Genomic DNA, 22,290 nt, shown 5'->3' on the forward strand with positions numbered 1-22,290 from the left:
TTTCGCTGCTGCGAGGTGAATGTGGCGAGGGCGCGACCGAAGCGCGTGCACCGCCCCTCATCCTGGGCTGGACTCAGCCCGCAGGCTGCATCCCGCTGGGCGCCGCCCGGCGCAACGCGGCCAGATAACGGCAGTACTTGCCGATGAAGATGCCGGTGAATCCGCCAGACAGCAGGAGATAGGCGGCACTGAAACCTGCGTTGCTGCTCAGGCCGGGCGCCACGGCGAGCGCCGTTTCAAAACCGTACTTGATGACGAACGTGACCAACAGCAGTGGCAGCAGGCTGTAGTCGGCACTGCGCCACAGCGTGCCCGTGGAGGCGTCCACGGTCAGCGTCGCCCGGCGCAGCAGCAGCCAGCCCAATGCCGCGCCCGCGCAGATGCCGGCCAGCCACTCGCCCCACGCCACTGGCGAGCCGCCATAGCGATGGCTGATCGACCAGATGCCCCAGACGCTGAACAGCGCGGGCACGATGGCCAGCTTCCGCAGCGAGGTCTGTCCCGGTCGCATGGCCGCGATGCCGCGCGAGACCAGGAACGCCAGAAGCACCCAGACCCAGATGGGGGTCTGCGAGAGGAGTTGCTGCAGCAGGTTCACGGGAGGTCCTTTCGGTGAGCGCCGGCCAGGGAGGCGGCGGTGGCGCTCACTATTGGCGGTACGCATTGCCCGGACAAGTGACAGGTGTCAGCGATACAGCCTGCACCCTCCCCTCTGCACTGCAGCAAGGCGATGCAGGAATGCCTACTTGCCGGTCATCTTCAACGCGGCCTCCGGCAAACGTGCGCCACTGATCCTGATCTGCGTCATTTCGTTATCGATTTTCGCCAGGTCGGCCTTATCGAGCACCAGATCCACTGCGCCCAGATTCTCATCCAGCCGATGGAGCTTGGTCGTGCCCGGGATCGGCGAGATCCACGGTCGCTGCGCCAGCAGCCAAGCCAAAGCGACCTGGGCCGGCGTGGCGCCCTTCTCTGCAGCCATCGCTTTCACCACCTCCACCAACGCCATGTTGGCCCGGCGTGATTCGGCGGAGAAGCGCGGCACCGCATTGCGGAAATCCGTTGCATCGAACTGCGTGTGCTCGTCGATCTTTCCGGTCAGAAAGCCTGCACCCAGCGGGCTGAAGGGTACGAAGCCAATGCCCAGATCCTCAAGCAAGGGAAGAAGCTCTGCTTCCGGCTCACGCCAGAACAGCGAGTACTCGCTCTGCACAGCCGTCAGCGGCTGCACTGCATGCGCCCTGCGGATTGTCTGCATGCCTGCTTCGGATAGGCCGAAATGCGCAACCTTGCCCTCTGCAATGAGCGCCTTCACGGTGTCGGCAACCTCTTCGATGGGCACCGGCGGATCAACACGATGCTGGTACAGCAGGTCGATGCGCTCGGTGCGCAGCCGCTTCAGGCTGGCTTCGACAGCGGCCCGGATGTGTGCAGGCTGGCTGTTGGTGCCTGCGCCGCGGGCACCGGTGACCGGGTCGATGTCGAAGCCGAACTTGGTGGCGATCACCACCTGATCGCGAACGGGCGCCAGTGCCTCGCCGACCAGTTCTTCGTTGGCAAAGGGCCCGTAGGCTTCGGCGGTGTCGAAATGGGTGATGCCGTGCTCAACCGCTGTGCGGATCAGCGCCTTCATCTCCTGCTTGTCGGCGGCCGGGCCATACGCCGAACTCATGCCCATGCAGCCCAGGCCGAGGGCGGAAACTTCAAGGCCTTGTCCAAGGGAACGGAACTTCATGGTCGAATCCTCATCGGGCAGTGTTCGGAGTGGCCAACCAGGCGTTGACGCTCTCCATGGTTTTGCGCTCCTGGTCGGCCTGCATCACGAATGCCTCCAGGAAATGCCCGGCGACCAGAGTTGAGGGTTGGAATCGTCATGGCGCCAATCTACGCCCCCAAAACACATTCCTGCAGAGGCATAATCGGATATCGTTTATGCCCGGTGCGCATCAATGAGTGTCGAGAATTACGATCAGCTGGCCATGTTCGCGCTGGTGGCGCGGGAACGCAGTTTTACCCGGGCCGCTGCCCAGCTGGGCATGTCCCAGCCTGCCCTCAGCCGATCGATGCGCCAGCTGGAAGAGCGCTTGGGTGTACGCCTGCTTGCGCGGACCACCCGCAGCGTTTCGCCGACAGAGGCCGGCGAGCAGTTGCTGCGGGTGATTGCACCGCGCTTCGAGGAGATCGATAGCGAGCTTGCCCAGCTCAACGCGTACCGCGACAAACCCGCCGGTCGCCTGCGCATCACCGCAGGCGAGCACGCTGCGCTCACCGTGATGCAACCGGTACTGGGCAAGCTGCTCCCGGCCAATCCCGACCTGAACATCGAGGTGATTGTCGACTACGGGCTGACCGACATCGTGGCGGAGGGCTTCGATGCCGGTATCCGCATGGGCGAGCAGGTAGCCAAGGACATGATTGCCGTGCGCGTCGGGCCCGACCTGCGCATGGCCGTGGTCGGGTCGCCTGCCTACTTCCAGCGCCATCCGAAGCCTAGATCACCGCACGACCTGACCCGGCACAACTGCATCACCATCCGCCTGCCAACGCACGGTGGCATTTTCGCCTGGGAGTTCGAGAAGAAGGGCCAGGAGCTTAAAGTACGCGTGGAAGGCCAGCTGGTGTTCAACAACATTGCCCTGCGGCTGGGCGCCGCGCTGGAAGGCCTGGGGCTGGCGTACATGCCCGAGGATCTGGTGCGCCCCCATGTGCAGGCAGGCACCCTGGTCCATGTGCTGCAGGACTGGTGCCCCTCCTTCCCCGGCTACCACCTGTATTACCCCAGCCGCAGGCAGTCATCGCCTGCGTTCACGGTGCTGCGTGACGCGCTGCGCTATCGGGATTGAACGGCGGCACGGTCATGGCGAAGGTGCCGGGGTCTGTTCCAGAGCCTGCACTGCGCGGGCAGATGCGGCCGCATATCCGCTGTGTGCCAGCAGCTGGGCGAGGTGCTGCAACTGTGCGCGGCTGAGGCCCACGCGCTGGCTGGCCGCCATGTGTGAGCGCAGCTGCGCTTCCACGCCGGGCATGGCGGCCAGTGCGCCAACCGTCGCCAGCTCACGGCTCTGCCAGTCCAGGTTGTCGCGCTCGAAGATGTCGCCGAACAGGTGTGTCTGCAGGAACTGGTTGATGACGGGCGCGAAGTCCATGACCGGCCCGGTCACCGGGGCACCGGAGATCCGTGTCTGGTTTGCGGTACCCACGGCGCGCAATGCATCGCCCACCTGGGCCTTCCCGGTGGGCGGCTTCCCGGGTGCGCTGGCGATACCCTGCTCCTCGCGTTTGCGCACCACGTTCATCAGTTCGCCCAGGGCATTGAGGCTCTTTGGGAACCCCGCATAGGCATACAGCTGCACGAGCACTTCCTTTGCCTCGCTCACGGTCAGGCCGGCATCCAGCCCCCGGCCCAACGCGGTGTTGAGCTGGGGCATGTCACTGCTGGCCGCAGCGGCGGCAATCAGCGGGATCGCCTGCTGCCTGGGCGAAAGAGGCCCGGCAACGGGTGCCTCGATGCCAGCTGATGCCTCACGGTACTGGTCATCACTTACCTGCTCCAGCCAGGCCACCGATTTCCCATCTGTCACGCTGGTTACTGCGAGGTGGGTCATTGCGCTGTGCGGCGCGGCACCGTGCCAATGCTTGACCCCGGCCGGACACACCACCACATCCCCGGCGTGTATCTGCTGCACCGGCTTGCCCCATTCCTGGGTCAGCCCAACGCCGGAGGTAACCACCAGTCGCTGACCGGCGGGATGGGTGTGCCAGGCAGAGCGCGCACCCGGTTCGAAGCTGACGTATGCGGAAGAGACGCGCACCTGCTCGTCCGCCGGGAACAGCGGATCTACCCGCACCTTGCCGACGAAGGTCGCTGCCGGACCGGCAACGGACGACTGCGTTCCCGCCCGGGTGATCTGCTGCGTGGGTGTTTCGACGGCGCCAGCGAACGGTGCCGCGACGCTCAATGCAGCGCCCAGCAGCGCAGTCTGCGCGGGAGATTTGCGAGGCGGGGTCATGGTGCAAGCGTCCGGGTATAGAACGTGGTGAGCGAGGCGACGGCAGCATCCACGTACTTCGGCACCCAGTAGGTCTCGATGTGCGTGGCCCCCTCCAGCAGCACCAGCTGCTTGTCGGTGGTACCGGTTGCTTTGGCGAAGGCATCCTGGGTCATGTACAGGCTGTCCGCCTTGCTGCCGGCAATCATCAGCAGTGGTTGGTTGATCAGTTCGATCTGGTTGGTGGCGTCCCAGCGCATCAGGTCCAGCAGGCTGCTGGTCGTGTAGCGGAAGGTGGAATTGGGATGGGCATGCGTCTTCCAGTAGTACGCATAGCCCTGCCGATACAGATCGAAGGGAAGCTTGGCGATCTGCTCGTCGCTGAGGTTGGCGTCGCCGGAGTACAGCACTTCGCCGCCGGCGGCTTGCTGTGCGCGCGCCTGCGAAGCCTGCTGCAGGCGCTGCGGGACGGTGTCCAGCTGCGAGTCCGCATAACCGTTGCGGCGCACTCGGCCAGAGTTGAACATGCTGATCGTGGCTACGGCCTTGAAGCGCTTGTCGGTCTGCGCGGCCGCCAGCGAGTAGCCGCCGCCACCACAGATGCCGAGCAAGCCCAGGCGCGTGGTGTCGACCCAGGGGAATCGACTGATGAAGTCCGCCATGCCGTGGATGTCTTCGATGCGGTGGGAAGGCATGTCCACGCTGCGCGGCTGGCCGCCACTCGCACCCTGATAGGCTGCATCGGCGGTAATGGCGATGTAGCCCTGCTCCGCCAAACGCTGCGCGTACAGGCCGGACACCTGCTCCTTCACCCCGCCATTGGGGTGGGCAACCACAATGGTCGGGTACTTCCGCGAGGCATCAAAATTGGCGGGCGTGTAGAAGTTTGCCGCGATCTCGATTCCATTCAGCGGATAGGACACCGAATGGACGTTGACCTCACTGGGCACATTGCGCGTGATCGCACCTTCGTAGGCCAATTTGAAGGGGTTGAGCGTGTAGTCGGCAGCGGACGCGTTGCCTGCTGCCAAGCCAAGAGACATCGCCAACAGCGTGGCGCGCACGATGTGCTTCATTGAAGTGCTCCGGGTTTGTACGTTACCCCTGCCGGCGCGTGTTGCGGACCGACGTTGGTGGGGTTCAGGCGTTAACCTAACGCCCGTGCACTCATGGAAACAGAGCATCAGCCGGATATCACTCATGCATGCATGATATGAATGGCGAATTGGCGAGCGGCGCAGCATCCAAGGCGCCGCACGCCATGGCGTGATTGATGCACGGGGCGGGCCGGCTCAACGATCCAGATGCTTCTTCTGCAGGAACTCACTCACCAGATCGGCGATCTGGTCGTTGTTGAGGTCTGAGAACAGGAAGTGGCTGTTGCCACGGATTCCCATGTCCGGCAGATGGATCAGGGTGACATCACCGCCCTGCCGATTGACGGCATCACGCCAGGCGCGGGCCATTTCCAACCGGGCCCGCCAACTGTCCTGAGCGGGCAGGTCAACGGGCTTGTCAGGGATGTTGTCGCCATACAGCACCAGAATCGGAATCCGGGTCAGCGCCTTGAATTCCGCGGGCGAAACCAGCGCGGGGGCGACGGTATCGAACGCGCTGGGAATCGGTGCCGGCGCATCGTCCTTTGCGAACACGAAGCTGCTACCAGGCTCGAACGCGACGATTGCGCGGACGTTGGGGCTCTTTATGGCTGTCATCCAGCCAGGGCCGCCCGCCTGCGAATGGGTAAACAGAATCGCAGGCCCTGTCTTCTGCAGCACGGCCGCTACCCCATCCGACACTACGCCGAGGTCGAAGGGGCCGGTGTTGGGCGTGACCGAGCGGAAGAACTGGTCAAGCGTGGCCTCCCCTTTCGGGAATTGGCTGCCACCGAAGTAGTTCGGCCAGAGGCCGATCCGGAACTGGTTGAACCACATCTGATCGTCCGCCACGGGCTTCAGCGTCGCCTCGACCATGCTTCGGCCGGCTTTGCCTCGCCGTGGCTGATCGATCAGGTAGGTAGTGAAGCGACGACGCAGGAACAGGTTCTGGAAGCCCTCGCGCCCATCGGCCGTCGTCTCCCAGCTTTTGGAAGACTGGCCCGCACCGTGCCACATCACGATCGGCAGCGAACGCGCATTCACCGGCTTCTGGTAGAAGGCATAGACGTGATCACCGTGGTAGCTCTGGCCCTCCGGATGGGAGGGCTTCAACGAATCGAACGTGCCAGATTCCTTCTTTGTCGTGCCACCTGCCAGGAAGCTCCCTTGCGAATCGATCTGCAGTGGCTCGTTGGCCATGGCGGTCGTGGTGCAGAGGGAAACCGCAGTCCAGAGCAGTGTGGAGGAGAAGCCGGGCACCAGAGTGCGAAGGCGCGTGCGAGTCTGCATGGGTCACTCCGTGACAGATTGTCAGGGGAATCTACCCTCCGGGTCATGCGGGGAGAAGATCGGGAATGCATATGCCCAATGCATGGAAGATATAGATGTCTGTCCATCGTGTGGCGTGGCATCACGCGCAATTGGGTATTCCTTGCCATGCCAGCGAAGACGGGAGGCCGGGCGTCGAAACCCGGTCTGCAGGATCAGCCGCTACTGATACTTGCGATTTAAGCGCCAGGGGATGGGCGCCATGGCAGCGCCGACCACGCGAACCAGACCCGGCCTTCACAGCTACCACGGCACCCGCAATGCAACCATGCAGGACGCGACCTGCCTCCCCTCGGTAACCCATGCCCCACCTTCGTCGTCTCTTTGGTCGCTGGCTCCGTCTGCGTCGTCTTGTCCGTTGGCGCTGGCGTGAGCGACAAGCCTCGGTCCCCGCCATCGAGGCCACCGAGGGCCCACTGCGTGCCGCGCTGTACAGCGTTGAACAGATGGAGGTGTACGGCCGCGCGCTCGCACGCCAGCATCGCGTGCGGTTGCGGCCCAGCCCGGAGCGCTTGCTTGATCGCCTGCAGGCCAACGAGCGTGTGCTGGAAGACGCCAACACGTTGCTCAGCAGCGTGGTGCGTGAACAGCGGCCGGTAACTCCGGCGGGGGAATGGCTGCTCGACAACTATTACCTGATCGAAGAACAGATCCAGACCGCGCGCCGCCATCTGCCGCGTGGCTACAGCCGGCAGCTGCCTTCACTCGCCTCCGGCCCATCGGCCGGGCTGCCGCGGGTGTATGAACTGTCGATGCAGGCCATCGCGCACGGCGACGGCCGCATTGACGCCGATACGCTGGGCCGTTTCATCGCCTCATACCAGTCGCTTGCGCCGCTGAGCCTGGGTGAGCTGTGGGCGGTGCCGATCATGCTGCGCCTGGCCCTGCTGGAGAACCTGCGGCGAATGGCGGCGCGGGTGATGCGCGATGGGACCGACCGTCGCCTCGCTTCGCAATGGGCGGACAACCTCAATCAAGCCGCTTCCGAGACGCCTACCGATGTGGTCCTGGTGGTTGCGGACATGGCACGTTCCGCGCCGCCCTTGACGGGTGCGTTCATCGCAGAACTGACGCGCTCGCTGCATGGGCGCGGTGGTGCATGGGCCATGCCCGTCGCCTGGCTGGAACAGTGGGCGGCAGCGGCTGGGCAGCGCATCGACGAACTGGTCGCCGCCGAGGGCCAGCAGCAGGCAGCCGATCAGGTATCGATCGGCAACAGCATCGGCAGCCTGCGCTTTCTGTCCACCATGGATTGGCGCACCTTTGTTGAAGAGATGAGTGTGGTGGAGCAGCGGCTGCGGGAAGACCCGATGGCCGTCTATGCGCAGATGGATTTCGCCACCCGCGATGCCTATCGCCACGTGGTGGAGAAGATCGCCCGCGGTAGCCGCATGGCAGAGGAGCGCGTGGCCACCATCGCGCTGGATCTGGCACGCGCGGCGACACCGCCGGATGGACCGCGCACGCACGTGGGCTACTGGCTGGTTGGCGAAGGCGTGGACGCCACCGTTGAAGCGGTGGCCGAGGCCGCACCGCGCCACCGCAAGGCACGGCGACTGGCACATCGCGTGCCGCTTGCGCTGTACCTGCTGCCGATCACCCTGCTGGCGGTCCTGGCCACCGCTGGACTGCTGGCAACCGGCAGTGGCGCGGTACCCCTCTGGCTGGCCGCGCTGCTGGGGCTGCTGGTTTTCAGTGAGCTGGGCATCGTGCTGGTGAACTGGACCGCGACGGTGCTGGTCGCACCCAGGCCGCTGCCCAAGCTGGATTTCAGCGAGGGCATCCCTGCCGCCTGCACCACCGTGGTCGCGGTCCCCTCGATGTTGTCCAGCACCGACGGAATCGACGTGCTGGTCGAAGCGCTGGAGGTCCGCTTCCTGGCCAACCGCGACCCTCAGCTGCGCTTCGTGCTGCTGACGGACTTTCTCGACGCGGCGGAGGCCACGGCGGCGACGGACGACACCCTGCTTGCGCACGCCACGGCACGGATCGAGGAGTTGAACAGGCGTTACGCGCCCGAGCGCGGTGATCGCTTCTACCTGCTGCACCGCTCCAGGCAATGGAACCCGGGTGAAGGCGTGTGGATGGGACACGAGCGCAAACGCGGCAAGCTGGCCGCACTCAATGCCCTGCTCCGCCTGGGTGATGCGGCCGCGTTCATGCGCATCGTCGGTGACGCCGCCGCGCTGATCGGCGTGCGTTACGTCATCACGCTGGATTCGGACACGCAACTTCCGCGGGATGCGGCACGCGCGTTCGTCGCCACCCTGGCGCACCCGCTCAACCGCCCGCGCTTCGATCCGACGCTGCAACGCGTGGTGGAGGGCTACGGCATCCTGCAGCCCAGCGTGGGTACCAGTCTGGGCCGGCGCCGCACCTCGCGTTTTGCCCGGATGTTCGGCAGCGAGCCCGGCATCGATCCGTATACGCGCATGGTCTCGGACGTCTACCAGGACCTGTTCGACGAAGGCTCGTTCGTCGGCAAGGGCATCTATGACGTCGAGGCCTTCGAGCATGCATTGGAGGGCCGCCTGCCCGAGAACCGCATCCTCAGCCACGACCTGTTGGAAGGCTGCTATGCACGCGCGGGGCTGGTCAGCGATGTGCGCCTGTACGAGGACTACCCCGAGCGCTACGCCGCCGACGCCAAGCGCCGTGCGCGCTGGATCCGCGGTGACTGGCAGCTGTTGCCGTGGTTGATGCCGTGGACGCCGCGCCCGGGCCCGGGATGGGAACGCAACCGGCTCAGTCTGCTGTCACGCGGCAAGTTGCTGGACAACCTGCGCCGCAGCCTGGTGCCGATCGCTGCCCTGGCCTTGCTGGTGGTGGGCTGGTTGTATGCCGGAAACCCTGTTGCATGGACGGCGTGGGTGCTGGCGCTGTGGTTCGCGCCGCCGCTGATAGGCATGCTGCGCGATGCCCTGAGCGTTCCGGACGACACGCCGCTGGAAGCGCATTACATCAAGGTCGGGCGCGGTACGCTGCAGTCGTTGCTGCGCGCGGCCACCCAGGTCGCGTGTCTGCCATTTGAGGCATTGCTGGCCAGTGACGCGGTGCTGCGCACGCTCTGGCGCATGGCCATCACACGCCGTCACCTGCTGCAATGGAACCCCTCCAGCGAAGTCGAACGCCGCCTGGGCAGCGACCGTGGCGCGGAATGGCGGGTGATGGCGCCGGCCTCGCTGCTGGCGCTCGCGCTGGTGGCCGTGGTGGCCAGCGTGCGTCCGCAGGCACTGCCGCTCGCCCTGCCCTTGCTGCTGGCGTGGACCTTTGCGCCCGCGTTGATGGCGTGGCTGGGCCGGCCGCCGGTTGCGAGCGTGGCGGAGCTTTCCGTTACACAGCGGGCGTTCCTTGGCCGGCTGGCGCGGCGCACCTGGTCGTTCTTCCAGGCCTGGGTACGCGAGCAGGATCATTGGTTGCCACCGGACAACATCCAGGAGCATCCGTCGCTGGTGGTGGCGCGGCGTACCTCGCCAACCAACATCGGCCTGTCCCTGCTGGCCAATCTGTCGGCGTGGGATTTCGGCTATCTGCAGCTGGGCGCGGTTGCTGAACGTACCGCCCTCACTTTCGATACGCTGGACCAGCTGCCGCGCCATCGCGGCCACTTCCTCAACTGGTACGACACCGAAACCCTGGCGCCACTGCCGCCACGCTACGTTTCCACTGTGGACAGCGGCAACCTGGCCGGGCATCTGCTGACGCTGCGCCAGGGCCTGCTCGCGCTGGTGGACGCGCCGGTGTTGGCGCCGCACACGTTCGACGGCCTGGCCGATACGCTCGGTGTACTGGAAGAGGAACGGCAGCGTCATCGCCCCGACGATGCGGCACTGGGCGGGGCGCTCAACCACCTGCGCCAGCGTCTGGCGTCAGCGCGTGTCGACCGCCCCGTCGGAACGGCGCAGATCCTCGCCCGCTTGCAGGAGCTGGTCGGTCTAGCCGACGCCGTGTTGGCGCAATGGCCAGCACCGCCATCGCCCGAGGACGGTGAGCTGCACTGGCCAGCCCTGTTCGCCGCCGAATGCCATGCTGCCCAGGCGTCGCTTGCCGACCTCCCCGCCGATGCCCATGCGGACGACGAAGCGCAGGTGCCGAGCCTTCGCCAGCTGGCCGCGCTGCCCGGTACCGTCGGTGCGGATGCACGCGCGCGCATCCAGCAGTTGCAGGCCTTGGCGCACCGCGCCGGGCAGTTCTCGCTGATGGAATACGGGTTCCTGTTCTACCGCACCCGCAACCTGCTCTCGATCGGCTACAACGTCGACGACCACCGCCTCGACAACAGCTTCTACGATCTGCTGGCCTCCGAAGCGCGGCTGTGCGCCTTCGTCGCCATCGCCCAAGGGCAGTTGGCGCAGGAGAGCTGGTTTGCACTTGGCCGGATGCTCACCGAGGTCAACGGCACGCCGACGCTGTTGTCGTGGAGTGGCTCGATGTTCGAGTACCTCATGCCGCAACTGGTGATGCCCAGCTATCCGGACACGCTGCTGGACCAGACCGCACGGCATGCGGTCGAGGCGCAGATCGTCTACGGTCGCACCCTGAACCTGCCATGGGGCGTGTCCGAATCCGGTTACAACGCCGTCGATGCCCGCCTGAACTACCAGTACCGGGCGTTTGGTGTGCCGGGGTTGGGGCTCAAGCGTGGCCTGGGCCAGGATCGGGTCATCGCGCCCTATGCCAGCATGATGGCGCTGATGGTGGCGCCGGAAGCGGCGTGCCAGAACCTGCAGGTGCTGGAAGGACTGGGGTTCTCTGGGCGCTTCGGCATGTACGAGGCGATCGACTACACCCCCGCCCGGCTGCCGCCTGGGCACGATCACGTGCTGTTGCGTTCGTTCATGGCCCACCACCAGGGCATGGGCCTGCTGTCGCTGGATTACCTGTTGCGTGACCAGCCGATGCAGCGCCGCTTCCTTGCCGATGTCGAGTTCCAGGCCACCTTGCTGTTGCTGCAGGAACGCATCCCGCGCATCGGCGTATTCCATCCGCATGAGGTCGAAGCCCTGGGCGAGCACTCGGCCATGGCCGAGCACGAGACGTCCCTGCGTGTGCTGCGGGACCCGGGTGGCCCGCGCCCGGAGGTCCAGCTGCTGTCCAACGGCCGCTACCACGGCATGCTGACCCATGCCGGTGGCGGCTACAGCCGCCACGGCGACCTGTCGCTCACCCGCTGGCGCGAAGACGGCACCACCGATGCCTGGGGGTCGTTCTGCTATCTGCGCGATGTGGACAGCGGCGAGTTCTGGTCTGCCGCGTACCAGCCAACCTGCGTGGCGGTGGACAATTACGAGGCAATCTTCTCGGATGCCAAGGCGGAGTTCCGTGGTACGCGCCGCGGCTGCGAGAGCCACCTGCAGGTGGCCATCTCCGCCGAGGATGACATCGAGCTCAGGCGCCTGCGTCTGACCAACCGCAGCCGTCGCCAGCGTACGGTGGAAGTCACCACCTATGCCGAAGTGGTGCTGGCACCTGCGGCGGCCGACGATGCGCATCCGGCCTTCAGCAATCTCTTCGTGCAGAGCGAGATCCTGGCCGCCAAGCAGGCCGTGCTGTGCACGCGCCGGCCCCGTTCGCACGACGAAGTACCGCCGTGGATGTTCCATCTGGTCGCGGTGCATGACGCGGAGGTGGTGTCGATCTCCTACGAAACCGACCGTGCGCGTTTCCTTGGCCGTGGCAACACGCCGCGGACGCCGCAGGCGTTGACCACCGATACCGACCTCTCCGGCTCGGATGGCTCGGTGCTCGATCCGATCGTGGCGATCCGCGTCCGCGTGGTGCTTGAGCCCGAGCAGACCGTGCAGCTGGACATGGTGTACGGCGTCGGCGCCGACCGCCCCGGTTGCGAGGTGCTGGTAGACAAATACCGTGATCGCCGCTTGGCCGACCGCGTCTTCGACCTGGCGTGGACGCATAGCCAGGTGGTGCGCCGGCAGATCAACGCCAGTCAGGCCGAGGCGGCGCTGTACGAACGCTTGGCCAGCCATGTGCTGTATGCCGGTCCCCTGCTGCGCGCGGGTGCCGGCGTCCTCCTGCAGAACCAGCGCGGACAATCCGGGCTGTGGAGCCATGCCATCTCCGGCGACCTGCCCATCGTGCTGCTCAAGGTGACCGACGCGGACAACGTGGAACTGGTGAGGCAACTGGTGCAGGCGCACGCCTATTGGCGCCAGAAAGGACTCAACACCGACCTGGTCATCTGGAACGACAGCAAGGCCGGCTATCGGCAGGAACTGCAGGACCAGATTCTGGGAATGGTGGCCGCCAGTTCGGAGACCGGCCTGCTCGACCGCCCTGGCGGCATTTTCGTTCGGCCGGTGCAGAACATGACCCACGAGGACCGCATTCTGCTGCAGGCGGTGGCGCGGGCGGTTATCAGCGACGAGGACGGCACGCTGGCTGCGCAGGTGGGGCGTCAGCCCTTGCCCCCGCGACGGATCCCGCCACTGACGCCACAGGCAGTGCAGCAGGAGCTGGCACTGTCGCCGGAGCCGACCACTGGGCTGCCCATCGTCGCCGATTCGGGCCCCGACTTCGGGTTGCCCCCGGGCGCCGAACACGATGAAGACGTGGACGACCCGTGGCCTTTCCTCCCCTACCGCGGAGCTGGCCAGTTCGACAACGGCACCGGCAGTTTCAGCGAGGACGGCCGCGAATACGTCGTGGTGCTGCGCGAAGGCGCGCCGACGCCAGCGCCATGGGCCAACGTGATCGCGAACGCTCGCCTGGGCACGGTCGTCAGCGAGAGCGCGCCAGGCTACACGTGGTTCGAGAACGCACACGAGTTCCGCTTGACGCCCTGGCTCAATGATCCGGTGTCCGACACGGGCGGTGAAGCCTTCTACGTGCGCGACGAGGACACCGGCCGTGTCTGGTCGCCGATGCCGCTGCCATGCCGGGGCACCGGGGCGTACCGTACCCGCCATGGCTTCGGCTACACGGTCTACGAGCACATCGAAGACGGCATCGCCAGCGAGCTGTGGGTCTTCGTCGATGTCACCGCACCGCTGAAGTTCTCGGTCCTGCGCTTGCACAACCTGTCGGGCAGCACACGGCGGCTGTCGGCCATCGGCTACGTCGAATGGGTGATGGGTGACCTGCGCGCGAAGTCGCGCATGCACGTGGTGACCGAACGCGACCACCAGACCGGGGCGCTGCTGGCGCGCAACGCCTACAGCACCGATTTCGGCGGCCGGATGGCCTTCTTCGACACCGATGCCGATGGCTGCGGCTGGACCTGTGATCGCCTGGAGTTCATCGGCCGCAACGGCAGCCTGCACGCACCGGCGGCGTTGCGCCGCGAACGTCTGGATGCTCGGGTGGGGGCGGGCCTGGATCCCTGCGCGGCGATCCAGGTGCCGCTGGAGCTGGCCCCGGGCGACCGCAGTGAAACGACCTTCCGCCTTGGCGCAGGGCGCGACCGCGAGGAAGCGCTGGCGTTGGCACGAAGCCGCCAGGGCGCTCAGGAGGCCATCGACGCGCTGGACGCCGTGCGCATCCATTGGCGCAATGTGTTGGCCACGGTGCAGGTGCGCACGCCGGACCCGGCGTTGGACGCATTGGCCAATGGCTGGCTGGTCTATCAGACCCTGGGTTGCCGCTACCTGGCACGCAGTGGCTACTATCAGTCAGGCGGCGCGTTCGGCTTCCGCGACCAGCTGCAGGACGCGCTCGCCCTCGTGCACGCGCGCCCGGACCTGACCCGCGAACACCTGCTGCTGTGCGCTGCACACCAGTTCACCGAAGGCGATGTGATGCACTGGTGGCACCCGCCGCAAGGTCGCGGCGTGCGCACCCGCTGCTCGGACGATTATCTGTGGTTGCCCCAAGGCGCATGCCGTTATCTGGAGGTCACCGGCGATGCCGGCGTGCTGGACGAAGTGGTTGGCTTCATCGAGGGCCGCGCGGTGACGCCGGAAGAGGAAGGGTATTACGACCTGCCTACACCGTCGACACAGCGCGACACGCTGTATGCGCACTGCGTCCGCGCCCTCGAGCGCGGTTGCCGGTTGCTCGGCGAGCGCGGTCTGCCATTGATGGGGAGCGGCGATTGGAACGACGGCATGAACCGCGTCGGCGACCAGCAGCGCGGCGAAAGTGTGTGGCTCGGGTTCTTCCTGCATGACACGCTGCAGCGCTTCATCGGGCTGGCCAACGCGCGTGGCGATGCCGCCCGTGCGCAGTGGTGCCAACAGCAAGCCGAAAGCCTGCGCCAGAACCTGGAACAGCATGCCTGGGACGGCGCGTGGTACCGCCGCGCGTGGTTCGACAACGGCGCAGTGCTGGGCTCGTCACAGAACCAGGAATGCCGCATCGATTCGATTTCCCAGAGCTGGTCGGTGCTGTCAGGTGTCGCCGCGCCTGAGCGGGCTGAGCAAGCTTTGGATTCGCTCTACACGCATCTGGTGCGAAAGGACGCCCAGCTGATCCAGCTGCTCGATCCGCCCTTCGACCAGACCACGGAAGACCCTGGTTACATCCGTGGTTACGTACCGGGCGTGCGCGAGAATGGCGGCCAGTACACCCACGCGGCCGTGTGGGCGGCGATGGCATTCGCACAGCAGGGCGATGCGGCGCGTGCCTGGGAGCTGGCCGGCATGATCAACCCGCTCAATCACGCGCTGGACCCGGACGCGGTCCAGACCTACCGCGTCGAACCCTATGTATTGGCAGCCGACGTATACGCCGTGTCTCCGCATGTCGGGCGCGGCGGCTGGACGTGGTACACCGGCTCGGCCGGCTGGATGTATCGCCTGCTGGTGGAGTCCCTGCTGGGCATACGTCGTGAAGGGGATCGCCTGTCGCTTGCACCGTGCCTGCCCGATGACTGGCCGTCCTTCGAACTGAGCTACCGCTTCGGTCGCAGCTTCTATGAGTTCGTGGTGACCCGCACTGCGCAGGGCCAGCCAACGCTGCATGTGGATGGCGCCTTGCAGCCGGACCTTACCGTCCCGCTGCGCGACGATGGTCATCACTACCGTGTTGCGCTTGATCTTAGTGCGGCCCCGGGATGAACGTCCGCCCCGAAATACAGGTGCAGCTTGATGCGCTGGCCGACATGCTGGTGCACTGGTTGGCGCAGGTGCGCCATCCGGCACAGTTCTGGCCGCAGTTTGAAACGCTGGCTGCAGAGATTCTGGACCAGTGTGAGCACGCGGAAAGAGACCAGGCGCACGCGTGCATCCAGGCCATGCTGAAGCGCCATGCGCTGGAGCTGCCGCTCTGGCACGAACGCGACGACTGCGTGCCGAATCCTCGCCACTGAACTGTGGCGCGCTGGGAGAGGAGCCCGGTTCGAACTTTGTTTGTGGCGGCGAAATGCGTTTCATCGGCAAGGGCAGCGAAATCGATACCATTACCTTCAGCCCTACTCTCCGCTACGAGGAGGATGGGCGCATCGCGTTCTACGTCGGCGATGACGAGGAGGGCGAAGAGGTCTGGCGGGTTCCCGCCCCGCGGTCCACCTCGACAACATGCGCGATGCGCTGAACGCCCAACCGCGACTACCCCTCAAAGAGTGAGGCGAACTGAGGATCAGCGTGACGCATCATCGCTGGTGCGCACTACGCTCTCGATCCAGTCGATGTAACGCGATACACGTACGTTGTAGACAACCTGGCCATAGAAGCCCGCTTCAAGCGCGTGCTCGGGAACGGCCGTGATCCAGGAACCGAGGCCCACCAGCTACAGGATTCCGTGATTATTGATGAGCAGTGGGCTACCGCTGTCGCCGTTTCCCAGTACGCCTTCAAGCGGCAGACCATGCGGAGGAGCATCGAACCGGCACCAGAGATACCGATCGTTACCGCCAGTAATTGCGTTGTATGCACGCCGCAGCGTCGTGCGATGCGGACCGCCGGGCACCAGCCCAACGGCGCCATTGCCTGTGGCGCCCTTCCCTATCAGCGCTGCGATCTGTGTGACCTCAGCCGCACCGCGATAGAGAGCGACCGGCCTGACATTGTTCACCGGTGCCGCAAGCCTGATCAGTGCGATGTCATCCGACCCTGCCAGGAAAGCGTGGATTCCGGAGGGATTTCCCGTCGCCAGGGCCTCTTTACCCAAGGCTTCGGGCATCCTTCTGTAGCCGGGATGCAGGAACACGCGCTCGACGCCGTACGTGCTGCCATTGACGGCGATCGTTGCGCCCATCCCCTCCATCGGTGCGGCATGCGCTGCGGTCACCACCCACTGCGGGGCAATGAGCACGCCATGGCCCTCGCCCGGCATGTCTGCCAGTGCGGGAAAAACGGACCCTTCGATGCGATACCTCGCATCGTCAACGTCATCGCGGATGACGACCGCCCCGGCGGCGAGCGGGAGTGCGGCACATAGCAGAAAGAGCCAGCGGTTCATCGTTCATCCTTGTGGTCATCTGCGCAAGCCTAGCCGAAGGCATCAACGCCGGCGATGGATGTGCGACAGGACCCGGTGGGGACTGATGAAAGGATGGAAACGACGGCTGAAGCCCAGAAGCCCTTGAACGCCACGCCCGTGTCTTGTTGACTCCCTGGGGCAGGCCGGGGAAAACAGGTCTGGGAATGGCTCCCCGATGAGCGTACCAGACGCCGGCTCTCGCGCACTCTGACATGTCGCTGCACGTAGATCTGCACTGCCCTTCGCCGGCTACCTGATCGGCTCTGATAGGACTCCGGACCTCACCGTGTGAAGTACAGGCACCCGGCTACGGCGATCGGCTCTGGGTCGGCCTCGATGCGCTGGGCCACCAGTGCCGTCACTTCAATACCGTCGCCCTGGGCTTCCGGCGTTGACTGGACGACGCGCATTCCTGCGGGGGCACCCTGCGTCCCCGGCGCGTCGAGGGACAGGGCCTTGGTGAGGTCCGCAGCAAGGGCTTCATCAAAGACAGCCACTACGGAGCTGCGCGAAAGTATCAACCGTCTGGACGGATGACCGAAGACGAGAACCGGTGCTGGAAGCTGCATTTCCGCGACTACACCGGGCATATCGCCCAGTGCGTTGCTGTAACCGCCACCTTTGCCGGCGATCGACTCCCAGCCAGCCGATGACTTCCCGCTGGTTGCGATGCCGCGCATCTGATTGGCCAAGGTCCGGAATGCGGTGTGATCTGCCTTGCAGGACACGAGCGCCAGCGCTCGATCGATGTCTTCCTGTTTGGGAACGGCCTTGCGGATCGATTCTGCTGCTGGCGCGGTGGGCGCCATGGCAAGTGCAAGGCCTGCGAACAGCAGAACCTTGTTCAACGTACGGGTGATCAACGCGAAATGCTCCTGCCTGGGGGTGCCAACACCATTCGGCACTACACCGGACAGACGGAGATTACAGTCTCTATCGGGAAACTTCACTGCCAGCGGCAGCCTCCCGCGCGGCGATCCTCTCGACCAGCGTATCGATCGCCGTCTCCATGGCGCGCGCCGTCTGGTCACCGCTCTGGTTGGTGATGACGAAGATGCCAAGATCGTACTTCGGCATGATGTAGATGTAGCACTGCGAACGGGGCACGCCACCATGATGGGCGTAGTAGACGCCCTTCAGCTGATCGCCGGCGACGATGTTCCAGAAGTAGCCGATGCTGAACTCGGAATCGAATTTGACCAAGGGCCGATGCGATTCCTTTACTACGGGCCCGTTGGCCAGCTGGAACCTGAGGTACTTCACCATCTCCGGGACAGTCGCCTTTACGTTCCCGGATGCGCCCCACGGCAACTGCGGCATCGACGTGGTCGGCACCGGGTTGTCGCTGTGATAACCGACTGCAAGCCGCGGCGCCTCGTCGTCGCTCAGCTTGAGCTTGACGCCGGTCACTGCCGCGGAATCGCCAAGGAATCGGCGCAGCAATGATTCGTAGTCGCTCTTGTAGACGGTTTCCAGGATATGCGCCGTCAGTTCGGTGCCGGCACTGGAGTACGCGTAATCCTTGCCGGGCGCTTGGCCAATCTCAACGGCGTGCAGATCCTTGAAGAAATCAGCCTTGCCGTAGTGCGCGTAGATGGCGTTGAGTTCGCCGGGGGTACGATGATCGGTGAAGTCCGCCAGCACCGTGTTCGCACGCTCCGGCAACATGTTCGGCAGGCCGCTGGTGTGCGAGAGCAGATGGCGGACACGGATGGGCTCGCCGTTGTACTGCAGGTTCGGATAGTCCCCCTGCAGGTACTGTCGAACATCGTCGTCCAGACCCACCTTGTGTTCCAGGACAGCATTTGCCATCAGCGTGCCCGCCAAGGTCTTGCTCAACGAACCGATCTCGTAGAGGGTCGCATCGGTGGGAGGGCCTGGCCTCACGGTTTCCATGTCGCCGCGATGACGGATGAATTCCTTGCCCCGGTACACGACGCCGATCGAGGCCGAATGAAGCAACGGCTGCTGGATCAGCGTTGCGGCAACCTCATCGATCTCCGCACCCAGATCCTTTGTTGGAGCCGCTTCGCTGGCGCAGCCTGCAGCCAACAGCGCGGCGGACACCACGAGGCAGCGGAGCCATCTCCTGTTTCGGACACTCATCGAAGTCGCGTGCATGCGTCGCCGCTGGAAGGGAGGTACGGAATGGGGCCCTAAGATAGCCGATGGCCAATGCCCACGCCTGTGCCTGTTCTCACGGCTGGGCAGGCTCGCCCCCTACTCCGCCGCCAGCGCCTGGATCGGGTCCAGCTGCGCGGCACTGCGCGCGGGGAAGTAACCGAAGGCCAGGCCGATGGCCGACGAACACGCCAGTGCGACCAGCACCGGTCCAGCGGTGAACAGGAACGGCATGCCCAGCGACAACACACTGGAAAACGCGCCCACGCCGAAGGCCAGCAGCACCCCCAGCACGCCACCGAACAGGCAGATCAGCACCGCCTCGATCAGGAACTGGCGCAGGATGTCGCCCTGCCGCGCGCCCACGGCCAGGCGCACGCCGATCTCGCGCACGCGCTCTTTCACCGACACCAGCATGATGTTCATCACCCCCACCCCACCCACCACCAGTGCCACCGCGGCAATGGCCGACACCAGCGCGGCCATGGTCTGGCTGGACTTCATCACCGCCTTGCGGATCTGGTCGGCGTTGTAGATGAAGAAATCGCGGCCGCCGTGCCGGCGCTGCAGTTCGGCGCCCAGCAGGGCTTCGGCGGCCGTGGTCGACACGTTGTCGCGCACACGCACGGTGATGCTCTCCAGGCGCTGGCTGCCCAACAGACGTGAGGCGGCCGAGGTATGCGGCACATACACCGTCGGTGTGGCTCCACCGGCGAATGCGCTGGCCCCCACCACGCCGATGACCTCCACCGGCATGCCGCCCAGCAGCACGGTGCTGCCGATCGGTTCGCCGCTGAACAGCGCCGTGGCCGCTTTCTGGTCGACTACGCCCACCGCACGGTACGCCTCTACTTCGTGCTCGGTGAAGAAGCGTCCGGCCTTCAGGCGCAGCCCACGCACGCGCGGAAGATCCGCACCGACACCCAGCACCTGGGTGTTGGCACGCCGGCTGCCCTGCAGCGCGGGCACCGATCCGCTCAGGTTCGGGCTGACGCTGTCCACGTAGCTCAGCGCTGCCAGATGATCAGCATCACCAACTACCAGGGTTTCGATCTCTCCCGAGCGTGGATCACCAAAATCGGCGCCGGGGAATATTTCCAACGTGCTGGCACCCAGCTCGTTGATCTGCGACTCGACCTGCGCCTGTGCACCCTTGCCCAACGCAACGACCGTCACCACTGCGCCTACACCGATGATGATGCCGAGCATGGTCAGCAGGGTGCGCAGGCGATGCGCCAACATCGAGCGCACCGCCATGCGTGCAGCCTCGCGTACTGCATCCAGACGCGAGCGGCGTTCGTTGGCGGGTGACCCTGCGGATCCGGGAGCAGAACCGGTGTGCACCGTCACTCGGCCGCCAACCGCGCCGTCCGCGACGACCCTGCCGTCGGCAATCTCGATCACGCGGGCCGCATTGGCGGCAATCGCCGCATCATGGGTCACCAGGATCACCGTGTGACCCTGCGCATGCAGGCGTTTCAGTTCTGCCATCACCTGCTGACCACTGGCATGGTCCAGGGCGCCGGTGGGTTCATCAGCCAGCACGATCTCACCGCCATTCATCAGCGAACGGGCAATGGACACCCGCTGCTGCTGGCCACCAGACAACTGGCTCGGCCGGTTCGCGACGCGCTCACCCAAGCCCAGCGTTTCCAACAGCACGCGTGCACGCGCGTTGCGCCTCTCGGCATGCACGCCCGCATAGACCGCCGGCAGCGCCACGTTCTCGAGGGCGCTGAGGTTCTCCATCAGGTTGTAGCGTTGGAAGATGAAGCCAAAGTGCTCGCGGCGCAGGCGCGCGAGCTCGTCCGGCGGCATCTGCTCGGTGGCCGCACCGTCCACCTGGTAGCTGCCTGCGGTCGGCCGGTCCAGGCAGCCAAGTATGTTCATCAGGGTCGACTTGCCCGAGCCCGACGGGCCGATGATGGCGATGAACTCGCCGGCGTCGATGCGCAGCGATATATTCTTCAGCACCACCACGTCACCGGCGGCCGAGCGATAGGCACGAGATACATCGTGCAGTTCAAGCAGAGGCGTGGCCATGCTCACGTCCCCAGCAGGCTGGTGGCCTGCGGTTCGCCGCCGCTGGGTGCCTGGCCGATCACCACGTTCTCACCGGCCCGCAGCCCGGACAGGATCTGCACGGCAGTGGCGGTGCGCAGGCCGGTCGTCACCGCGCGTTCGTGGGCGCGCCCCTTGGCGTCAACCACGCGCACGGTGCCGCGATTGTCATCCTTGCTGTCCACCCCGGTCAGCGCCGTCAACGGTACCTGCAGCGCGTTGGTGGCCCGTGCCAGCTGCAGCGTCACTTTCACCGTCATCGAAGGTTTCAGCTTCAGGCCAGGGTTGGGCACATCAAACAGACCTGCGTAGTACACCGCCTTCGGCGTCTGCGCGGAGCCGCCTGTGCTGCCGGCAGCGACGTCGGCAATCGAGGATGGCGCGGGCTCCAGCTGCTGCAGGTGGGACTCGTAGCGTCGCCCGCTCGGCCCCAGCGTCGAAAACCACAACGGCTGGCCGGGTGCGATCAGCTCCACATCGGCCTCGGCGATCTCGGCACGTACGGTCATCGTGTCCATCTGTGCCAGCATCACGATGGTCGGCGTGGTCTGCATGGAGTTCAGCGTCTGCCCGGCCTTGGTGACGATGGCGACGATGTAGCCGTCGGTTGGCGAGAGGATGCGGGTGTAGCCCAGGTTGATCCGTGCCGTTTCCACCTGGGTCACCGCCTGGTCGATCTGTGCCTGCAATGCCGCCACTTCCGAGCGTGCCGCGTCGCGTGCCACCCGCGCGGCCTCGAAGCCCTCCTGCGAGACCAGCCGCGATGCCACCAGTTGTGACTGGCGCTCATGCATGCGACTGGCCTGCACATAGCGGGCCTGGCTGGCGGTCTGCTGCGCGCGCAGCGCATTGGTGGACGCCTCCGCACTGCGCAGGGCGATACGCTGCGGCTGCGAATCGACCTCGGCGATCAGGTCGCCGGCGTGCACGCGCTGGCCCAGCACCACGTGCAGGCGTTTGACCTGCCCGGACACCTGCGCGCCGACCGCCACCAGTTCCTTCGGATTGACCCGACCCACCGCCTGCACGGTCTTCTCCAGATCCGCTACCCTTGCCGGCGCGGTGATCAGGGCGCCCTCATCGCCATCGGCGAACGCCCACCACCCTGCGCTGCCCGCAAGGACGGCTACGGCGGCGGCAAACATCAGAGTCCTGCGGGTGTTCATCAAGATGCCCGGCTGCTTGCGGTCACCCATCGCGACCGCCAAGGCCCCAGTGTGGAAGCGGCAGGTGGACGTTCTTTGGAGCCAGTGTGGAGATCGCGTGGAGCCCAGGCGTGCGTTCAGGTGCACCACCGGCCGCTGAATCCCCCGGCC

13 protein-coding genes and 2 pseudogenes are annotated in these 22,290 nt (G+C 65.5%); 4 read left to right on the forward strand and 11 right to left on the reverse strand.

The features are described 5' to 3' along the window. Window positions 1-73 precede the first annotated feature (73 nt). Complete coding sequence (locus ACQ5SA_RS01660; protein WP_499312228.1) at window positions 74-598, reverse strand: DUF6622 family protein; 525 nt, start codon at window positions 596-598, stop codon at window positions 74-76. A gap of 144 nt (window positions 599-742) precedes the next feature. Further along, on the reverse strand, window positions 743-1,735 hold the full coding sequence (locus ACQ5SA_RS01665; RefSeq protein ID WP_499312230.1) for an aldo/keto reductase: 993 nt from the start codon (window positions 1,733-1,735) through the stop codon (window positions 743-745). 214 nt (window positions 1,736-1,949) lie between these two features. Between ACQ5SA_RS01665 and ACQ5SA_RS01670 the strand changes: the two genes are divergently transcribed. Further along, entirely contained in the window at window positions 1,950-2,843 is an 894-nt protein-coding gene (locus tag ACQ5SA_RS01670; RefSeq protein WP_499312231.1) for a LysR family transcriptional regulator, read from the forward strand. 12 nt (window positions 2,844-2,855) lie between these two features. On the opposite strand, the gene ACQ5SA_RS01675 is transcribed toward ACQ5SA_RS01670, so the two are convergent. From ACQ5SA_RS01675 to ACQ5SA_RS01690, 4 genes and pseudogenes are all read right to left on the reverse strand, one after another. After that, the gene (locus ACQ5SA_RS01675) at window positions 2,856-3,428 is read right to left on the reverse strand and encodes a carboxymuconolactone decarboxylase family protein (RefSeq protein WP_499313271.1); all 573 of its coding nucleotides are present in this window, start codon (window positions 3,426-3,428) and stop codon (window positions 2,856-2,858) included. Between the two features lie 93 nt (window positions 3,429-3,521). After that, window positions 3,522-4,010 (reverse strand): annotated as a pseudogene (locus ACQ5SA_RS01680) ((R)-mandelonitrile lyase); the annotation flags it as partial. Beyond that, entirely contained in the window at window positions 4,007-5,065 is a 1,059-nt protein-coding gene (locus tag ACQ5SA_RS01685; RefSeq protein WP_499312233.1) for an alpha/beta hydrolase, read from the reverse strand. The gene ACQ5SA_RS01685 and the pseudogene ACQ5SA_RS01680, both read right to left, overlap by 4 nt. A 216-nt stretch (window positions 5,066-5,281) precedes the next feature. Beyond that, window positions 5,282-6,376: an alpha/beta hydrolase gene (locus ACQ5SA_RS01690; protein ID WP_499312235.1), complete on the reverse strand. Its 1,095-nt coding sequence runs from the start codon at window positions 6,374-6,376 to the stop codon at window positions 5,282-5,284. A gap of 341 nt (window positions 6,377-6,717) precedes the next feature. Between ACQ5SA_RS01690 and ACQ5SA_RS01695 the strand changes: the two genes are divergently transcribed. The 3 genes from ACQ5SA_RS01695 to ACQ5SA_RS01705 are packed head-to-tail and all read left to right on the forward strand — an operon-like array spanning window position 6,718 to window position 15,904. After that, the gene (locus ACQ5SA_RS01695; protein ID WP_499312237.1) at window positions 6,718-15,429 is read left to right on the forward strand and encodes a glycoside hydrolase family 94 protein; all 8,712 of its coding nucleotides are present in this window, start codon (window positions 6,718-6,720) and stop codon (window positions 15,427-15,429) included. Between the two features lie 20 nt (window positions 15,430-15,449). Next, entirely contained in the window at window positions 15,450-15,680 is a 231-nt protein-coding gene (locus tag ACQ5SA_RS01700; protein WP_499312239.1) for a hypothetical protein, read from the forward strand. A gap of 53 nt (window positions 15,681-15,733) precedes the next feature. Further along, window positions 15,734-15,904, forward strand: a complete 171-nt coding sequence (locus ACQ5SA_RS01705) for a hypothetical protein (protein WP_353099536.1) — start codon at window positions 15,734-15,736, stop codon at window positions 15,902-15,904. 45 nt (window positions 15,905-15,949) lie between these two features. Here ACQ5SA_RS01705 and ACQ5SA_RS01710 read toward each other — a convergent pair. From ACQ5SA_RS01710 to ACQ5SA_RS01730, 5 genes and pseudogenes are all read right to left on the reverse strand, one after another. Then, window positions 15,950-16,771: pseudogene (locus ACQ5SA_RS01710) on the reverse strand (trypsin-like serine protease). 302 nt (window positions 16,772-17,073) lie between these two features. After that, window positions 17,074-17,655, reverse strand: coding sequence for a hypothetical protein (locus tag ACQ5SA_RS01715; RefSeq protein WP_230109475.1), 582 nt, complete (start codon window positions 17,653-17,655; stop codon window positions 17,074-17,076). Window positions 17,656-17,725: 70 nt separating this feature from the next. Beyond that, window positions 17,726-18,859, reverse strand: coding sequence for a serine hydrolase domain-containing protein (locus tag ACQ5SA_RS01720; RefSeq protein ID WP_499312241.1), 1,134 nt, complete (start codon window positions 18,857-18,859; stop codon window positions 17,726-17,728). A 153-nt stretch (window positions 18,860-19,012) separates the two neighbouring features. Then, window positions 19,013-20,956 carry a MacB family efflux pump subunit gene (locus ACQ5SA_RS01725; RefSeq protein ID WP_499312243.1) on the reverse strand — a complete coding sequence of 648 codons (1,944 nt, stop codon included), beginning with the start codon at window positions 20,954-20,956 and terminating at the stop codon, window positions 19,013-19,015. Window positions 20,957-20,958: 2 nt separating this feature from the next. After that, window positions 20,959-22,140, reverse strand: a complete 1,182-nt coding sequence (locus tag ACQ5SA_RS01730; RefSeq protein WP_499312245.1) for an efflux RND transporter periplasmic adaptor subunit — start codon at window positions 22,138-22,140, stop codon at window positions 20,959-20,961. Between the last annotated feature and the right edge of the window lie 150 nt (window positions 22,141-22,290).

This window comes from Stenotrophomonas indicatrix, assembly GCF_050573115.1.
GTDB lineage: Bacteria > Pseudomonadota > Gammaproteobacteria > Xanthomonadales > Xanthomonadaceae > Stenotrophomonas > Stenotrophomonas lactitubi_A.